Below are 16,259 nucleotides of genomic sequence, written 5' to 3'. Positions count from 1 at the left end.
CTATCCGACGGCCTCAATAGGGCGCATCAACCGGCCCCATGCCGACATAAACGCTTTTGATCTGGCTGTAGTATTCCAGCGCCGCCTTGCCATTTTCACGCCCCACACCCGACATTTTCACCCCGCCGAAAGGCATTTCCACAGGGGTCAGGTTGTAGGTATTGATCCAACAGGTTCCGGCCTCCAACGCGCCGATAACACGGTGCGCGCGCGTCAGATCGGCGGTGAAAACCCCCGCGGCAAGGCCGAATTCGGTCGCATTGGCGCGGGCGATCACCTCATCCTCATCGTCAAAATCAAAGACCGCCATCACCGGACCAAACACCTCTTCGCGCGCGATTGTCATATCATCGGTGACATCGGCAAAAACGGTTGGTTCCACGAATTGGCCGTGGTTGCCGCCCCCTGTGACCAACGTCGCGCCCTCAGCACAGGCACCGGCGATATAGGCCAGAACCTTTTCATGCTGTGCCGGTGAAATCAGTGGCCCCATCTGCGTCGCCATATCCAAGGGATCACCAAGCACGATCTTTTCCGCCCGCGCCGCCAGCCGTTCCAAAAACGCCTTGCGGATGCCCTTTTGGACGAAAACCCGCGTGCCATTGCTGCACACCTGCCCTGCCGAATAGAAATTCGCCATCATCGCCGCGCCAACCGCGCTCTCGACATCGGCATCATCAAAGATGATCAGCGGGGATTTCCCACCCAGCTCCATCGTGACATGGCGCACCCCTTCGGCGGCGGCGGCATAAACCTTGCGCCCTGTTGGCACCGAGCCGGTCAAGGAAACCTTGTCCACCCGCGCATCCGTCACCAAGGATGCCCCAACCGCGCCGCGCCCTTGCACCACGTTGAACAGCCCCGCAGGAAGGCCTGCCTCGGTAAAAATCTCGGCCAACCTCAAAGCGCCCAAGGGGGTCATCTCCGACGGTTTGAAGACCATCGCATTCCCCATCGCCAAGGCAGGCGCGGATTTCCAGCAAGCAATCTGGCTGGGATAATTCCACGCGCCGATGCCCACACAAACCCCCAGCGCCTCACGCAGGGTATAGGCGAAATCGCCACCCAAGGGGATGGTTTCCCCCGTCACAGTCGCGGCCAGCCCGCCGAAATATTCCAGCGCATCCGCGCCCGAGGGCCAATCCGCCACCAGCGTTTCTTGCAACGGCTTGCCGGTATCGAGGGTCTCTAGGCGGGCAAGGCTGTCACCCTGCGCAAGGATCAGATCTGCCGCACGGCGCAGGATGCGCCCGCGTTCCACCGGCTTTCGCGCCGCCCATTCGGCCTGCGCCCGCTTGGCTGCGTTCAACGCGGCATCAATTATCGCAGGCGTGGCCTCGTGCAACCGCGCGATCACCTCGCCGGTCGCGGGGTTGATCACCTCCAACGGGGCGCCGGCGGTATCTTCCAACCAATTGCCATCAATGTAATGGCTCGCTTTGGGTTGTGCGATCATGGCCTGTCCTTCCTCGGTTCAATATTCAATTCTGCGGCAAGATGGCCTTGCACCAACTGCAGCGCGGCCTCGCCATCCGACGGGCCATCGCGCAAAGCCTCGCGCAAATACACCCCGTCGATCAACGCGCCCAAAGCATCGGCCAAGGCATCGGCGCGCGCACCCACCATTGGGCGCAGCGCATAGCGCAGGTTTGACCGCAACCGGCGCTGGTACACCGACAAAAGTCTGCGCGCGCCCGGCACTGATTGCGCCAAAACGTAAAAATTCAGCCAAGCGCTAATCACCTCACGGCGAAAGTTGGCCGCACTGAACGAGGCCAGCAATATCGCATCAAGCCGCGCCGCGGGGCTATCGGCCACCGCCAAAGCGCCCCGCACCTCTGCCGCGTAAAGCGCCAGAATGTGCCGCATCGCCGCCAAAAAGATTGCCTCTTTGCCGCCGAAGTAATGATGCGCAAGGGCCGTAGACATGCCCGCACGCTTTGCGATCTGCGCTACCGTCACGTCAAGCGAACCCGCCTGCCCGATCTCTATGATCGTGGCATTGACGAGAGCCCTCTTTCGGATAGGTTCCACTCCTAGTTTCGGCATTTTTTTCCACGAATAACTTGCTGTCTGATCTATATTGAAGTTAATTGACTCGTCAATCAACAAAAATAAACCCAATGGAGAGTATCTATGCCCACCATCAAATCCCGCCTTCTGGCCGGCACCGCCGCACTACTGCTGGCAAGCCCCGCCCTTGCAGAGTGCAACAAGATCACTTTCTCCGATGTCGGTTGGACCGATATCACCGCAACCACAGCCACCACAGTCTTTGTGTTTGAGGCGCTTGGCTATGAAACCGAAACCAAGGTGCTGTCCGTCCCGGTCACCTATGCCTCGCTGGCCGAGGGCGATATCGATGTGTTTCTGGGCAACTGGATGCCAACGATGGAGGCCGATATCGCCCCCTACCGCGAGGCAGGCACCGTTGATATCTTGCGCAACAACCTGACCGGCGCAAAATATACGCTGGCCACCAATGCGGCAGGCGTGGCGGCAGGCATCACTGATTTTGCCTCTATCGCGCAGGCCGCTGATGCGCTGGACAGCCAGATCTACGGGATCGAGCCCGGCAATGACGGCAACCGCCTGATTTCGGAGATGATCGAGAGCAATGCCTTTGGTCTTGAGGATTTCCAGATCGTCGAATCCTCGGAGCAGGGCATGCTTGCACAGGCCCAACGTGCCGAAGACCGCGGCGAGCCGATCGTCTTTTTGGGATGGGAGCCGCACCCGATGAACGCCAATATCGCGATCACCTATCTGCCCGGCGGGGATGATTTCTTTGGCCCCGACCTTGGCGGCGCGGTCATTGCAACAAACACCCGCAGCGGCTATGTCGCTGAATGCCCTAACATTGGTAAAATGTTGCAAAATCTTGAATTCTCGCTGAAGCTAGAGAATGAGATTATGGGCGCGATCCTTGATGACGGCCAGGATCCGGAAGATGCTGCAAAGGCGTGGCTGGCAGCCAATCCCGATACATTGGACGGCTGGCTTGACGGCGTGACAACCAAGGACGGCGGCGACGCGATGGCCGCACTGACTGCCGCACTGGCACAATAATCCAATCGGCCCCGGCACAACCCGGGGCCTTTTACCAAAGGATAAACATGGCCCTATTCACCCCCCTCGTCGATGCGCTCACCTCGGCACAAATCCCTGTCGGAGACGCGGCGCAAAATGCGGTTAACTGGCTGAAATCCCACGCGGCCGGGCTTTTTGACATCATTTCCGACCTGCTAGACGGGCTGATCGACGGGGTCACATGGTCCATCGAAAGCATCGGCCCCATCGGCATGACCCTTGTTTTCGTAGCGATCACCTATGCGCTGCAACGCAGTGTGAAACGCTGTGTGATCGTGGCGTTGGGGATGCTGTTCATCATCAATCAGGGCTATTGGGACCGGACAATTGAAACCCTGTCGCTGATCCTTGTGTCCTGCATCGTCTGCATGGGGATCGGGGTGCCTATGGGCATTCTGACGGCGCGGCGCAAATGGGTGTTTTCGGTGCTGGAGCCGGTTCTGGATCTGATGCAAACCCTGCCGCCTTTCGTCTATCTTATTCCTGCCGTTATCTTTTTCGGGCTAGGGCCGGTGCCGGGGTTGATTGCCACAGTGATCTTTGCGCTGCCTGCCTCTATCCGGCTGACACATTTGGGAATTTCCTCGACCCCCACCGCATTGACCGAGGCCGCAACCGCCTTTGGCGCCACCCCCATGCAGCGCCTTTTGAAGGTAGAGCTGCCCTCGGCCTTTCCGCAGATCATGGTCGGGTTGAACCAGACGATTATGCTGTCGCTGTCGATGGTCGTGATCGCCACACTGGTTGGCGCGGGGGGGCTTGGCCAGCCGGTGCTGAACGGATTGAACCGGATGAAACCAGATCTTGGCTTCGAATCCGGCTTTGTGATTGTCGCCCTCGCCACAGTGCTGCGGGTCATGCTGGAGGTACGCAAGAAATGAACGCCAGAACCGCAGTCGAATTTGACAATGTCTCCATCGTGTTTGGCGACCACCCCGAAATAGCCTTGCCGCTGATGGACCAAAACCAGACGCGCAGCGAAATTCAATCCGCCACGGGGCAGGTCCTTGGCGTTCACAACTGCTCCCTTACCGTGGAGGAGGGTGAGATTTTGGTGCTTATGGGCCTGTCGGGGTCCGGCAAATCCACGCTTTTGCGCGGCGTGAACGGGCTGAACCCCGTCGCGCGCGGCGAGGTGCGGGTGCGCGACGGTGAGGAAATGACCTCGGTCACCCATGCCGATGCCGCCACCCTGCGCCGCTTGCGCCTGTCCAATATTGCGATGGTATTTCAAGCCTTTGGCCTTTTGCCATGGCGCAGCGTGCGTGAAAATGTCGGCCTCGGGCTGGAGCTGGCCGGCCAATCCGCCAGCCAGCGCCGCGCCGCAGTAGAGGCGCAGTTAGAGTTGGTGAACCTGTCACAATGGGCCGACCGCAAGGTGGGGGAGCTGTCGGGAGGCATGCAGCAGCGCGTCGGCCTTGCCCGCGCCTTTGTCACCGATGCGCCGATCTTGCTGATGGATGAACCATTCTCGGCCTTAGACCCATTGATCCGCGCCCATTTGCAAGATGAGCTGTTAGAGCTGCAAAAGCGTCTCAACCGCACCATTATCTTCGTGAGCCACGATCTGGATGAGGCCTTCAAGATCGGCAATCGTATCGCCTTGATGGATGGTGGCCGCATCGTCCAATGCGGCACAGCGCGTGAGATTATCGCGAATCCCGCAAATGAATATGTCGCCAGCTTTGTGGCCCATATGAACCCGCTTACGGTGCTAACCGCCCGCGACGTGATGGAGACGGGCCAAAGTACCGCCGCCCAAGAGCTTCCGGCAGAAACCCCCGTGATTCAGATTATGGAGGCAATCCGCGACGGCGCGACCGAAATTGCCGTAACCGATGCGGGCCAGCGTATTGGCACCCTGACGGCCGCGCATGTGATGGGGCGGCTGGTCGACCCGCGGGGGTAGCCCCCTAAAAGAAAAGGCTTGGCACATCCCTGCGCGCCAAGCCTTTTCAATGGGTTAAACGAAGCGCTGACTATGCTTCGGGTTCTTCGGCCTTGGGTGCGGCCTTCTTGGCAGCAGGTTTTTTAGCAGCAGGCTTCTTTGCCGCTGTTTTTGTTGCCGTTTTCGCTGCAGGCTTCTTGGCCGCCGGTTTCTTCGCAGGCGCTTTCTTCTTGGCAGGTGCCTTCTTTTTGGCCCCCGTTTTTGCCGCCCGTTCAGCCAGCAATTCTATGGCCTGCTCAACCGTCACATCTGCCGGCTCCATCTCTTTTGGAACCGTCGCATTGATCTTGCCCCACTTGACATAAGGCCCGTAGCGCCCCGGCATCACCGCCATCGGCCCGCCATCAGGATGCTCACCCAAATCCTTAAGCGGCTCTGCCGCAACCCGCGCCTTGGAGTATTTATTGGCCAGAACCTCAACCGCGCGGTTCATCCCGATGGTAAAAACTTCCTCCACATCGGGCAGGTTCGCATAGACCTTATTGTGTTTCACATAGGGGCCATAGCGACCGATCGCCGCCTCGACCATTGCACCATCCTCTGGGTGCGGGCCGATCTCACGTGGCAATGACAACAAGGTCAGCGCTTTTTCCAAGGTGATGCTTTCAGGCGCCCACCCTTTGGGAAGGCTGGCACGTGGTGGTTTCGGCACCTCTTCGGTGGCCTCTCCGCGCTGGACATAGGGGCCGAATCGACCCGTCCGCAGGCTGATTTCAGCACCCTGATCATCAACGCCAAGCACTTGCCCATCAGGAGAAATCGCCACGCCCTCATCGCCGCCCGCCACCGAAATCGGACGAGTATAGCGGCACTCGGGATAGCTGCCGCAGCCGATAAACGCCCCACCAGAGCGTGCTGTTTTCAGGTGCAAGCGCCCCTCGCCGCAAACCGGGCAAATCCGCGGATCCGACCCGTCCGCACGTGGCAGATAAAGATGCGGCGCCAGGAATTCATCGATCTTGGTAAGAACTTCGCCGATCCGCAGATCAGCCGTCTCGGCAATCGCCGCCGAAAAGTCGCGCCAGAAGCGGGCAAGCACTTCCTTGTAATCACGCTCCCCCGCCGAGACATCATCAAGCTGACCTTCAAGATCGGCAGTGAAATCATATTGCACGTATTTTTCAAAATAGTTCGACAGGAAGGCCGTGACCAAACGGCCCTTATCCTCTGGGAACAAACGATTTTTGTCTTTGCGCACATATTCGCGGTCGACGATCGTCGTCAGAATAGAGGCATAGGTCGACGGACGCCCGATCCCCAATTCTTCCATCCGTTTGACCAAGGTCGCTTCGGTATAGCGGGGCGGCGGCTGGGTAAAATGCTGCGCGCCCAGCACCGATTGATCCGTGTTGGTCACGGCAGAGGCAACCCGCGTCGCAGAGCCTTCAATCACATCATCTTGCGCTGCCGCAGCCTTGGCAAAACCTTCGGTAAAGGCGCCCTTTACGAAATCGGCGGCCTCGCCTTGGGTGATCTGCGGCAGGCGACCTTCGTCGCTGTCGTCATCATCGCGCCCTTCCTCATAAAGCTTGAGGAAGCCATCAAACATCACCACCTGCCCTGTCGCACGCAGCATCACCTGCTTGTCGGCGCTGCCCACATCAACGGTGGTCCGCTCCAGACGCGCGGCCGCCATCTGGCTGGCAATCGTGCGTTTCCAGATCAGGTCATAGAGCTTCTTTTGCTCGCCCTCGAGGCGCAGATCATCGGCGGCCTTCGCCATATCGGTCGGGCGAATACACTCGTGCGCCTCTTGGGCGTTCTTGGCCTTGTTTTTGTAAACACGCGGGCTGTCGGGCACATATGCATCGCCGTAGCGAGACTTGATCGTGGCGCGCGCCTCGGTGATCGCCTCGGGCGCCATGTCGATGCCGTCGGTCCGCATATAGGTAATGTGACCGGCCTCATAAAGGCGTTGCGCGGCCCCCATACATTGCTTGGCGCCCATGCCGAATTTGCGGCTTGCCTCCTGCTGCAGGGTCGAGGTCATGAAGGGTGCAGACGGGTTGCGCGCGGCGGGCTTTGCCTCTACCGATTGCACGGTCAATGCGCGGCTTGTAACCGCCTGAACCGCCAGATCAGCCGCTTCGACAGTAGAAATATCGAATTTATCCAGCTTCTTGCCGCCCAGCACAGTCAACCGGACATCGTATTCCTGATTGCGGGGCGTTTTCAGGCGGGCATTCACGCCCCAGAATTCACGCGGGCGGAAGGCTTCGATTTCCATCTCGCGCTCAACAATCAAACGCAGGCAAACCGATTGCACACGGCCAGCCGATTTCGCACCCGGCAGCTTGCGCCACAGCACCGGCGACAGGGTGAACCCCACCAGATAGTCCAGCGCGCGGCGGGCAAGATAGGCATCCACCAGCGGCACATCGATCTGGCGCGGGTTCTTCATCGCCTCGGTCACAGCGGATTTTGTGATCGCGTTAAAGGTCACGCGGCTAACCTTGGTATCTTTCTTGATGCTCTTGGCCAGCGCCTCTTGCAGGTGCCAAGAAATCGCCTCTCCCTCACGGTCAGGGTCGGTCGCGAGGATCAGTTCATTATCGGTCTTCAGCGCATCGGCAATCGCTTTGATGTGCTTTTTGCTGTCAGAGGCGACTTCCCATTTCATCGCGAAATCATCTTCGGTATCAACGGAGCCATTCTTGGGCGGCAAGTCCCGAACATGCCCAAAGGACGCCAGAACCGTAAAATCGGATCCGAGATATTTGTTGATTGTCTTGGCCTTAGCAGGCGATTCTACAACGACAACAGCCATGAAAACCTCTTTTCCGAAACGGCACCAATTGCGGCGCGCAAGATGTGGCTGAATAGGCTGCATTGTCAATGGAGCCAACCCCCATTCGAAAAATCACCGCCGAGACAGGGTTTGGGGAAGGGTGTGTGCGCCTTTTATTCCACCCGCGACAGTAACCCGCCGGCTTGGCGCATCACTTTTCCGTCCAGCTCCAGCGTCAGCAATTCTGGGGTGATACGGGCAGAGGGCATGGCAAGATCGCGGATCAACTGGTCCTCGGCCAAGGGGCTGGGACCAAGGCGGGCAAGGATCTGGCTGTGAAGCGCGGAAACTTCTGACAATGGGCGGTGGTTTGGCACCGGGCCGGGAAGCGGGCTTGGCTTTGGCACCGACTGCACGGCGGGTTTCACAACCCGCGCGGTCAACGGCACGCCGGTTCCAATCGCCTCAATCACATCGGACGAACTGCGCACCAAAAGCGCACCTTCGCGGATCAACAGGTTGCAGCCGGCCGCGCGGGCATCAAAGGGGTGCCCCGGCACCGCCAGTACATCGCGCCCTTGATCCAGTGCATTGCGCGCCGTGATCAGGCTGCCGGAACGAACAGCTGCCTCAACCACCACCACTGCGCGGGACAGGCCTGACACCAGCCGGTTGCGCAGCGGGAAATGGCGGGCTTGCGGGGCGGTGCCCATGGGCTGCTCTGACACGCGACACCCTTTTTCTGCAATATCAATGGCAAGCTGGGTGTTTTCCTCGGGGTAAATCACATCCACACCGCCCGCCTGCACCGCAATCGTGCCCAGCGTTAGCGCGGCCTTATGCGCCGCCGCATCAATGCCGCGCGCCAGACCCGAGATGGTGACAAAGCCACGCTCCCCCAATGTCTCGGCCAGACGGGTGGCCATACGCACCCCAAGGCTGGAGGCATTGCGCGCGCCCACCAACGCCACACCCGGACGGTTGAGCAGGCTGGCGTCACCCATCACCCAAAGCACGGGTGGCGCGTCGTTCAGATCATAAAGCGCTTGCGGATAGGCCGCCTCACCCCAGCAGATCATCTGCGCACCGGCCTTACGGCCAAGTGTCATTTCATGCTGTGCCACCTCAACGGGGCAGATCGTATATTTTTCCACCCCTGCAGCGGCGGCGATTTCGGGCAAGGCCTGCAAAGCTGCTGCGGCGCTTCCATGTTCATCAATCAGCCCGTGAAACGTCACCGGCCCGACCCGACGCGACCGGATAAGGCGCAACCAATCCAGCCGCTCCGGCCCCGTCAAATCGGGGGCGGTGGGCTGCGCGTTATCTGAAAGGTCCGAATACATAACTATGCCTTTGGGGTTATCTTCCCTGAAGCATTTCGGAAATGGGTTAACAGAATATGAACGACGCCGGAATCACCCAAGACTGTATCAAATTATCCACACTCTCTTGCTTGTGATTGGCAGCCCTGCGCGATGCGCCTATATAGCAGTCATGTTTGAAGCATTGCTCCGCCGCTTGACGGCCCCGACACCCGAACGCCTGCCCGCCCCTGACGCCGATCTGGCGCTGGCGGCGCTGCTTGTGCGGCTTGCACGCGCTGATGGCGATTATGCACAGACCGAAGTTGCGCGGATTGACCGTGTTCTTGCCTCGCACCGCAATATTTCGCAGACCGAGGCCGCAGATCTGCGCGCCCGCGCCGAGGTGCTGGAATCAGAGGCCCCTGATACCGTACGCTTTACCCGCGCCATCAAAGAGGCCACCGCCCCTGAGGATCGCACCCATCTGCTGGAAGCGATGTGGTCTGTTGCCCTTGCCGATGACGCGCGCGACGCGGCCGAGGACCAATTGATGCGGCTTGTCTCCAACCTTTTGGGGCTGACAGATCAGCAATCGGCGCTGGCGCGTCAACGGGCGGCGCAAGCGTGACGTAAAGTCCATTAATTATCGCAGTTGCAAAGAGTCCCGAATACGGCCTTAATTGTACAAAGCATAATTGATGTGAGAAGTCGTGACAGCCAAAGCCCACCCCGCCGAGACATCACCCGATGGCGTCCCTGTCATAGAGATCAGGGACCTCCACAAAAGCTATGGCAATCTGGAGGTGCTGAAAGGCATCGACATGGTCGCCCCCAAAGGGCATGTCATCTCGCTTATCGGGTCGTCCGGCTCTGGCAAATCAACGCTTTTGCGGTGCTGCAACTTGCTGGAAAACAGCCAGCAGGGCACGATCAAGTTTGAGGGGGAAGCCGTGAAATGGCACGGTGAGGGGCTGAACAGGCATCCGTCAGACCGCGCCCAAGTCACCCGCATCCGCACGAATCTGTCGATGGTGTTCCAGCAGTTCAACCTCTGGTCCCATATGACGATTCTGCAAAACGTAATGGAGGCGCCCGTTAGCGTGCTCAAGCGTGATCCGGTCGCGGTTGAGGCGAAGGCCCGCGAGTATCTGGAAAAGGTCGGGATTGGCGATAAGGCCGATGCCTGGCCCGCGATGCTTTCGGGCGGGCAGCAACAGCGGGCCGCCATTGCGCGCGCACTTTGCATGGAACCCCGCGCGCTTTTGTTTGACGAGCCGACATCCGCGCTGGACCCGGAGCTGGAGCAAGAGGTCGTCAAGGTCATCAAGGCGCTGGCCGAAGAGGGCCGCACCATGCTGATCGTGACACATGACATGCGAATGGCCGCCGATGTATCGGACCATGTGGTGTTCTTGCACCAAGGCCGCACAGAAGAAGAAGGCCCGCCCGAAGCCGTGTTCGGAAATCCGCAGACAGAACGTTTGCGTGGCTTCCTTTCCGCAGGCGGCTAAGGCAGAAAGAACGATAACAACTTTACGATGGGGAATAACCAATGAAAAAACTGATCCTGACAACAGCCGTGCTGGCACTGACCGCCGGTGTCTCCTTTGCCGATACCATCCGCATGGGGACCGAAGGCGCCTACCCTCCCTATAACTTCATCAATGACAACGGCGAAGTAGACGGGTTTGAGCGTGACGTCGGTGACGAGCTTTGCGCCCGTGCCGAGCTGACATGTGAATGGGTGACAACCGATTGGGACAGCATCATTCCCAACCTTCAGTCCGGCAACTATGACCTGATCATCGCAGGGATGAGCATCACGGAAGAGCGCAGGGAAGTGCTTGCCTTCACCCAGAACTACATCCCGCCAACCGCCAGCGCCTATATCGGGCTGTCGGATGATATCGATGTGTCCACGGCCGTCATCTCGGCACAGACCGGCACCATTCAGGCAGCGCATGTGGCCCAAAGCGGGGCGACATTGCTGGAATTCGCAAATCCTGACGAATCCGTGGCAGCGGTGCGCAACGGCGAATCCGATGCTGTCTTTGCGGATAAGGATTTTCTTGTCCCGATCCAGGCGGAATCCAACGGCCAGTTCTCCTTTATTGGCGATGATGTCCCCTTGGGCGACGGTATCGGCATCGGGCTGCGCAAATCCGATACAGAGCTGAAAGCCAAACTGGATACGGCAATCGGTTCGATGAAAGACGATGGATCGCTGAATGTCTTGATCAAGAAGTGGTTCGGCGAAGACGCCATCACCTACTGATTGACCTGAACGCCGCAGCGCGCCCTTTCCATAAGGAAAGGCGACGTGCTGCGGCAACGGAATGCTCATGTTTTCAAGCTGCGCCGACCCTTCAACCCTTCAAGGCCTGAACTGGCTGATGTGTTACCTGACAACAGGTAAGCACATCGATTTCTATTGGTCTTTTTTGACGGTGCTGACGCTTTTGGCCGTGACCGCGCCGGTGGCTTTGGCCTTTGGATTTGGCGGGGCGATGCTTGCGCGTTCGCAGCATCTTGCACTGCGGGTTATTGGCAAGGGCTATACGGCGATGGTGCGCGGTGTGCCCGATATCGTCTTCTTCCTGTTCTTCGTGATTGCCCTTGACCAAGGCATCGAGTGGATGATGCATCAGGCCCGCTGCCCCGATTGGACCGACCCGATCCGCAACGGGATGGAGTTCCGCGTCTGCCCACAGGCCAAGGTGCCGCCCAATTCCGCCGCACAGATCTGGCATTCGATCTACGGGTTCGTGCTTGCGGTTGTGACATTCGCGCTGGTCTTTGGGGCCTTTGCCGCCAATGTAATCTATGGCGCGATGCAGGCCGTACCGCGTGCGCAACTGGAAACCGCCGAGGCTTATGGCATGTCGCAAGGCCAAGTGTTTCGCCGCGTATTGGTGCCGCAAATGTGGATCTATGCGCTGCCGGGGCTGTCAAACCTCTGGCTGATCTTGATCAAGGCCACGCCCTTGCTGTTCTTGCTGGGCGTGCAGGATATCGTCTATTGGGCGCGCGAATTGGGCGGCGCGAAAACCAGTGCCTTCAGCTTTCCGCATCCTGACTGGCGGCTTTACTATTTCCTAGGGCTGCTGGTGTTCTACCTGCTAATGACCCGCATCTCTGAGGTGTATCTGACGCGGCTGCAAAACCGGTTGAACCACGGTCAGGCCACCGCCGCCGGTGAAGCCCAACGAAAGGCCGCGGCATGAGCTGTTTGCAAACCATCGCAGATTACGGCCTGCGTTCCATGGGGATTGGCGAGCGGCTGCTGCCCAGAACCGATTTCACCCTGTGCCAGCAGTTCACACTGATCGGTTCCGGCATGATCTGGAACATCTATTTCGGGGTCTTGGCGCTGTTCTTCGGGTTTATCTTTGCCAACGCGCTGGCGCTGGCCAAGGCATCGCGCAGCCCGCTTACCCGCAAGCCGGCCGAATGGTTCATCTTTGTCTTTCGCGGCTCGCCTTTGTTTATCCAGTTCTTTCTGGCCTATGAGGCGCTTGTGCTACTGCCGCGCAACGGGATCGAGGTTTTCGGCATCACCGCCGAGGTAAGCTGGCTGTCACGCGCTTGGGCTGGCGCCCTGATCGTGCTGTTTTTGAACACCGCCGCCTATTCCGCCGAGATATTCTATGGCGCGCTGCGCTCTATCCCCAAGGGCGATCTGGAGGCCGCCGATGCTTATGGCATCACCGGTTGGAACCGGTTCCGGCGGGTGGAATGGCCCACCATGCTGCGCCTTGGCTGGCCGTCTTATACCAACGAGGCGATCTTTTTGTTCCACGCCACCACGCTGGTGTTCTTCTCTGGCTTTCCCGCGTTCCGGCAAGAGGGCGACGCGCTTTATTACGCCAGCTATTTCGTGGACAAGACCTTTAACCCATTCGTCCCCTACCCCATCGTTGCCTTTTATTTTGTCTTATGGACATTGGCACTGATTGGAATATTCGGGGTCATTAATCGACGGCTGAACAGACATCTACCGTCCAACGAGCGGAGCCGCGTCAAGCTGCGTCCGCAAATCATCAGGTGAAATATGAAAGACTGGCTGCGAAAACACCCCGAGGTTCGCACAATCCGTGTGGCAGCGGCAGACCTTAACGGGCAAGCACGGGGCAAACGTATCCCCGCGCGCTTTGCCGATAATGCGGTCAAAGGCGGCACACGCTTTCCGTTTTCGGTCCTTAACCTCGACATCTGGGGCGAAGACATTGACGACAGCCCGTTGGTCTTTGAAGAGGGCGACCAAGACGGTGTTCTGAAACCGACCGAGCGTGGCTTTATGCCGATGCCGTGGCTAGAGGCGCCGACTGCCCTGCTGCCAATCTGGATGTTTCGCGAAAACGGCCAGCCCTATGACGGCGACCCGCGTCAAGCGCTTGCCGCCGTTGTCGCCCGCTACAAGGCGCGCGGCCTCACACCCGTTTGCGCGGTGGAGCTGGAATTTTTCCTGATCGACGACAGCGGCAAGAAGATGCAGGTTCCCGCCTCGCCGCGTTCCAACAAACGCCGTAAAGCCGCCGAGACATTGTCGATCCGCGCGCTGGACGCCTTTGATACCTTCTTCACCGATCTTTATGACGCCTGTGAGGCGATGGATATCCCCGCCGATACCTCCACCTCTGAAACCGGCCTTGGTCAGTTTGAGGTCAACCTGATGCATTGTGATGATGCGCTGCGGGCGGCGGATGATGCCTGGCTCTTCAAGATGCTGGTCAAAGGATTGGCACGGCGGCACGGGTTTGCGGCTTCTTTCATGGCGAAACCTTACCCGGAATATTCCGGCTCGGGGCTACACACGCATTTCTCGGTACTTGACGCAAAAGGCGACAATATCTTTGACAGCGGCGGGCCAAGAGGCACGGCAGTTTTGCGTCACGCCATTGCCGGCTGTCTGGATGCGATGCATGATTCCACGCTGCTGTTTGCACCGCATGGCAACAGCTATGACAGGCTGGTGCCCGATGCCCATGCCCCGATCGCCATCTGCTGGGGTTATGAGAACCGGACGGCGGCGCTGCGCATTCCGGCAGGCTCCACCGCCGCACGGCGGATCGAGCACCGCGTCGCGGGCGGTGATGTGAACCCCTATCTGATGCTGGCCGTTATCCTCGGGGCGGCACTGAACGGGATTGAAGACGGGGTAGAGCCGCCCTCACCGATCACCGGCAACGCCTATTCCCAAGAGGGTTTGCCCCAGATCCCCACCGAATGGGGTGCGGCGATTGATGCCTTTGAAAGCTCGACAATCATGCCGCGGATTTTTAGCAAGGATCTGATCCGCAACCTGACACTGACCAAACGGCAAGAGAAGCTTTATCTCGCGGAACTTAGCCCCGAAGAACAGGTCGAACTGTACCTAGATACTGTATAGGCCGAAAGCAGGCCCAGCCCAGAAAACGCAAAGCAAATGACCGCTATTCTCTATTCCTTTCGCCGTTGCCCCTATGCGATCCGCGCCCGTTTGGCGCTGCATGTGTCAGGGGTTGAGGTTGAGATGCGCGAGATTTTGCTGCGCAGCAAACCTGCAGCATTTCTGGCCGCCTCCCCTTCGGCAACGGTGCCCTGTCTGGTCACGGACAGCGGGGGGATCGACGAAAGCCTTGATGTCATGCTTTGGGCCTTGCGCCAAAACGACCCCGAGGGCTGGTTGCAAATGCCCGAGGCGGGCCACGACTGGATTGCGCGCGCCGATGGGCCCTTCAAAGGCGCGCTCGACCGGGTGAAATACGCAAGCCGCCACCCGTCAAGCGATGTGGCAGAGGCCCGCAGAGCGGCAGTGGCCTTCTTTGATGATCTGGAAATGGCACTGGGCGCGTGGGTTTTCGACCGCGCCAGCCTTGCCGATTACGCGATACTGCCCTTCGTGCGCCAGTTCGCCTTTGTGGACAAGCCATGGTTTGATGCGCAGCCATGGCCCAAAGTACAGGCATGGCTGGCCGCCTTCCTTGCCTCTGACAGGTTCGATGCGGTGATGGTCAAACGCCCGCTTTGGGTCGAAGGGCCCGCCCCCTCAACCGCCTAAAGCAGGTCTTCTTCCTCACCATCGACATCAATGCCCAAAGCATCCAGACCCGCCTCAAGGTTTTCGGCCAGATGCGGCATGCCCATCAGATAATCCGCCGTGGGTACGGTTTTCTCGGCCCGTGCGGTGGCCAGCGCCTCGGCGTAATCCTCGGCATCAAAGCTGCCGCGCCCGACCCATGCAATGGCCGTCAGGTGGTCTTGCTCATCCACATTCAGATTTTCGATGAAGGCGGAAAGCTCTGCCGAGACTATATGCCCTTCGCGGGCCTGAAAGATGATGTGGACGACTTTACTGGGGCTGATATCAATCATGAGGGGTGTCCTTAATTCGCTTTGTCCCATGGTGCGACAGGACGCGGGCCAGAGCAAGGGGGATCGCAGTGTTTCCCTCTTGCCGATAAGGGGAGGAAGCGGATAGTCTCAAGCCATCAACCGCATAGGGATTTTATGCTGATCGGTATTTTGCAAACCGGCCTCTCGCCTGACCAGCTTATGGCTGAGATGGGGGATTACCCGGACATGTTCCAACGCCTGCTGGCGGAACAAGGCCTAACATTCAAAACATGGCGTGTACTGGACGGGGAATTCCCGCCCGACGTGAACGCCGCGGATGGCTGGTTGATCACCGGCTCGCGGCATGGCGCCTATGAGGATCACCCGTGGATCCCCCCGCTCGAAGCGTTCATCCGCGCGTCTTATGCAGCCCATGTACCCATGGTCGGCATTTGCTTCGGGCATCAGATTATGGCGCAGGCAATGGGCGGTCGGGTCGAAAAATACCCCGAGGGCTGGGCCGTTGGCGCGACAGAATATGATTTTGACGGCACACCGGTGGTGCTAAATGCTTGGCATCAGGATCAGGTCACAGCCAAGCCGGACAGCGCCGAGGTCGTGGGCAGCAATGCCTTTTGTGCCAATGCCGCCTTGCTTTATGATGACCGGATGTTCAGCGTTCAACCCCACCCCGAGTTTCGCCCCGCATTCGTGGACGGGTTGATAAACACGCGCGGCAAGGGCGTGGTGCCGGATGATCTTTTGGCGGCAGCCACTGCCAAGCTGGCGCAGCCTTTGGGTGATGCTGCTATGGCCGCGCGGATCGCCGCTTTCTTCAAGCAGCCGAGGGGCTGATTTCTCAAGGACCGGAGCG

16 protein-coding genes are annotated in these 16,259 nt (G+C 59.1%); 11 read left to right on the top strand and 5 right to left on the bottom strand.

The annotated features are described in order from the left end of the window. Positions 1–13: 13 nt before the first annotated feature. Entirely contained in the window at positions 14–1,456 is a 1,443-nt protein-coding gene (betB, locus tag EOK75_RS12595; protein ID WP_137194437.1) for a betaine-aldehyde dehydrogenase, read from the bottom strand. Continuing rightward, complete coding sequence (betI, locus tag EOK75_RS12590; RefSeq protein ID WP_137194436.1) at positions 1,453–2,049, bottom strand: choline-binding transcriptional repressor BetI; 597 nt, start codon at positions 2,047–2,049, stop codon at positions 1,453–1,455. Before betI ends, betB begins: the two co-directional genes overlap by 4 nt. An 87-nt stretch (positions 2,050–2,136) precedes the next feature. Here betI and choX point away from each other — a divergent pair, with 87 nt between their 5' ends. Genes choX through choV form a run of 3 tightly spaced genes read left to right on the top strand, consistent with a single transcriptional unit; the run spans position 2,137 to position 4,999 of the window. Continuing rightward, positions 2,137–3,069 (top strand): choline ABC transporter substrate-binding protein, encoded by a 933-nt coding sequence (choX, locus tag EOK75_RS12585; RefSeq protein ID WP_137194435.1) that lies wholly within the window; start codon positions 2,137–2,139, stop codon positions 3,067–3,069. Between the two features lie 47 nt (positions 3,070–3,116). Further along, positions 3,117–3,971 carry a choline ABC transporter permease subunit gene (gene choW, locus EOK75_RS12580; RefSeq protein ID WP_137194434.1) on the top strand — a complete coding sequence of 285 codons (855 nt, stop codon included), beginning with the start codon at positions 3,117–3,119 and terminating at the stop codon, positions 3,969–3,971. Then, positions 3,968–4,999 carry a choline ABC transporter ATP-binding protein gene (gene choV / locus EOK75_RS12575; RefSeq protein WP_137194433.1) on the top strand — a complete coding sequence of 344 codons (1,032 nt, stop codon included), beginning with the start codon at positions 3,968–3,970 and terminating at the stop codon, positions 4,997–4,999. The genes choW and choV overlap by 4 nt, the downstream gene beginning before the upstream one ends. Positions 5,000–5,069: 70 nt before the next feature. Here the strand turns inward: choV and topA are convergent, their stop codons facing one another. Continuing rightward, a complete protein-coding gene (gene topA / locus EOK75_RS12570) occupies positions 5,070–7,805 on the bottom strand; it encodes a type I DNA topoisomerase (RefSeq protein WP_137194432.1) in 2,736 nt (911 codons plus the stop codon). 134 nt (positions 7,806–7,939) lie between these two features. After that, the gene (dprA, locus tag EOK75_RS12565; protein ID WP_137194431.1) at positions 7,940–9,109 is read right to left on the bottom strand and encodes a DNA-processing protein DprA; all 1,170 of its coding nucleotides are present in this window, start codon (positions 9,107–9,109) and stop codon (positions 7,940–7,942) included. Between the two features lie 151 nt (positions 9,110–9,260). Here dprA and EOK75_RS12560 point away from each other — a divergent pair, with 151 nt between their 5' ends. The 7 genes from EOK75_RS12560 to EOK75_RS12530 all read left to right on the top strand — a co-directional run bounded on the left by EOK75_RS12560 (position 9,261) and on the right by EOK75_RS12530 (position 15,110). After that, a complete protein-coding gene (locus EOK75_RS12560; RefSeq protein WP_137194430.1) occupies positions 9,261–9,698 on the top strand; it encodes a tellurite resistance TerB family protein in 438 nt (145 codons plus the stop codon). 82 nt (positions 9,699–9,780) lie between these two features. Beyond that, positions 9,781–10,581 carry an ABC transporter ATP-binding protein gene (locus tag EOK75_RS12555; RefSeq protein WP_137194429.1) on the top strand — a complete coding sequence of 267 codons (801 nt, stop codon included), beginning with the start codon at positions 9,781–9,783 and terminating at the stop codon, positions 10,579–10,581. Between the two features lie 41 nt (positions 10,582–10,622). Beyond that, positions 10,623–11,345, top strand: coding sequence for a transporter substrate-binding domain-containing protein (locus EOK75_RS12550; protein WP_137194428.1), 723 nt, complete (start codon positions 10,623–10,625; stop codon positions 11,343–11,345). A gap of 67 nt (positions 11,346–11,412) precedes the next feature. Next, positions 11,413–12,294: an ABC transporter permease gene (locus EOK75_RS12545; RefSeq protein WP_137195772.1), complete on the top strand. Its 882-nt coding sequence runs from the start codon at positions 11,413–11,415 to the stop codon at positions 12,292–12,294. Then, positions 12,291–13,118: an ABC transporter permease gene (locus tag EOK75_RS12540; protein ID WP_137194427.1), complete on the top strand. Its 828-nt coding sequence runs from the start codon at positions 12,291–12,293 to the stop codon at positions 13,116–13,118. Before EOK75_RS12545 ends, EOK75_RS12540 begins: the two co-directional genes overlap by 4 nt. A gap of 3 nt (positions 13,119–13,121) precedes the next feature. Next, the gene (locus EOK75_RS12535) at positions 13,122–14,459 is read left to right on the top strand and encodes a glutamine synthetase family protein (protein WP_137194426.1); all 1,338 of its coding nucleotides are present in this window, start codon (positions 13,122–13,124) and stop codon (positions 14,457–14,459) included. A gap of 36 nt (positions 14,460–14,495) precedes the next feature. Next, a complete protein-coding gene (locus tag EOK75_RS12530) occupies positions 14,496–15,110 on the top strand; it encodes a glutathione S-transferase (protein WP_137194425.1) in 615 nt (204 codons plus the stop codon). Here EOK75_RS12530 and EOK75_RS12525 read toward each other — a convergent pair. After that, positions 15,107–15,424 carry a DUF3775 domain-containing protein gene (locus EOK75_RS12525; RefSeq protein ID WP_137194424.1) on the bottom strand — a complete coding sequence of 106 codons (318 nt, stop codon included), beginning with the start codon at positions 15,422–15,424 and terminating at the stop codon, positions 15,107–15,109. The two genes, EOK75_RS12530 and EOK75_RS12525, sit on opposite strands and share 4 nt — an antisense overlap. Before the next feature lie 135 nt (positions 15,425–15,559). Here EOK75_RS12525 and EOK75_RS12520 point away from each other — a divergent pair, with 135 nt between their 5' ends. Then, positions 15,560–16,240, top strand: a complete 681-nt coding sequence (locus EOK75_RS12520) for a type 1 glutamine amidotransferase (protein ID WP_137194423.1) — start codon at positions 15,560–15,562, stop codon at positions 16,238–16,240. Positions 16,241–16,259 lie beyond the last annotated feature (19 nt).

Origin of the sequence: Pseudorhodobacter turbinis, from assembly GCF_005234135.1 — a bacterium.
Classification (GTDB): domain Bacteria; phylum Pseudomonadota; class Alphaproteobacteria; order Rhodobacterales; family Rhodobacteraceae; genus Pseudorhodobacter; species Pseudorhodobacter turbinis.
Note: the sequence above shows the minus strand (reverse complement) of the source record. Positions and strands in the feature narration are given on the sequence as shown.

Coding starts and splice junctions, on each gene's coding strand:
- dprA (WP_137194431.1), bottom strand. CDS start 9,109: ATGTATTCGGACCTTTCAGATAACGCGCAGCCCACCGCCCCCGATTTG.
- EOK75_RS12550 (WP_137194428.1), top strand. CDS start 10,623: ATGAAAAAACTGATCCTGACAACAGCCGTGCTGGCACTGACCGCCGGT.
- EOK75_RS12545 (WP_137195772.1), top strand. CDS start 11,413: ATGTTTTCAAGCTGCGCCGACCCTTCAACCCTTCAAGGCCTGAACTGG.
- betB (WP_137194437.1), bottom strand. CDS start 1,456: ATGATCGCACAACCCAAAGCGAGCCATTACATTGATGGCAATTGGTTG.
- choX (WP_137194435.1), top strand. CDS start 2,137: ATGCCCACCATCAAATCCCGCCTTCTGGCCGGCACCGCCGCACTACTG.
- betI (WP_137194436.1), bottom strand. CDS start 2,049: ATGCCGAAACTAGGAGTGGAACCTATCCGAAAGAGGGCTCTCGTCAAT.
- choV (WP_137194433.1), top strand. CDS start 3,968: ATGAACGCCAGAACCGCAGTCGAATTTGACAATGTCTCCATCGTGTTT.
- EOK75_RS12560 (WP_137194430.1), top strand. CDS start 9,261: ATGTTTGAAGCATTGCTCCGCCGCTTGACGGCCCCGACACCCGAACGC.
- choW (WP_137194434.1), top strand. CDS start 3,117: ATGGCCCTATTCACCCCCCTCGTCGATGCGCTCACCTCGGCACAAATC.
- EOK75_RS12530 (WP_137194425.1), top strand. CDS start 14,496: ATGACCGCTATTCTCTATTCCTTTCGCCGTTGCCCCTATGCGATCCGC.
- EOK75_RS12535 (WP_137194426.1), top strand. CDS start 13,122: ATGAAAGACTGGCTGCGAAAACACCCCGAGGTTCGCACAATCCGTGTG.
- EOK75_RS12525 (WP_137194424.1), bottom strand. CDS start 15,424: ATGATTGATATCAGCCCCAGTAAAGTCGTCCACATCATCTTTCAGGCC.
- topA (WP_137194432.1), bottom strand. CDS start 7,805: ATGGCTGTTGTCGTTGTAGAATCGCCTGCTAAGGCCAAGACAATCAAC.
- EOK75_RS12540 (WP_137194427.1), top strand. CDS start 12,291: ATGAGCTGTTTGCAAACCATCGCAGATTACGGCCTGCGTTCCATGGGG.
- EOK75_RS12520 (WP_137194423.1), top strand. CDS start 15,560: ATGCTGATCGGTATTTTGCAAACCGGCCTCTCGCCTGACCAGCTTATG.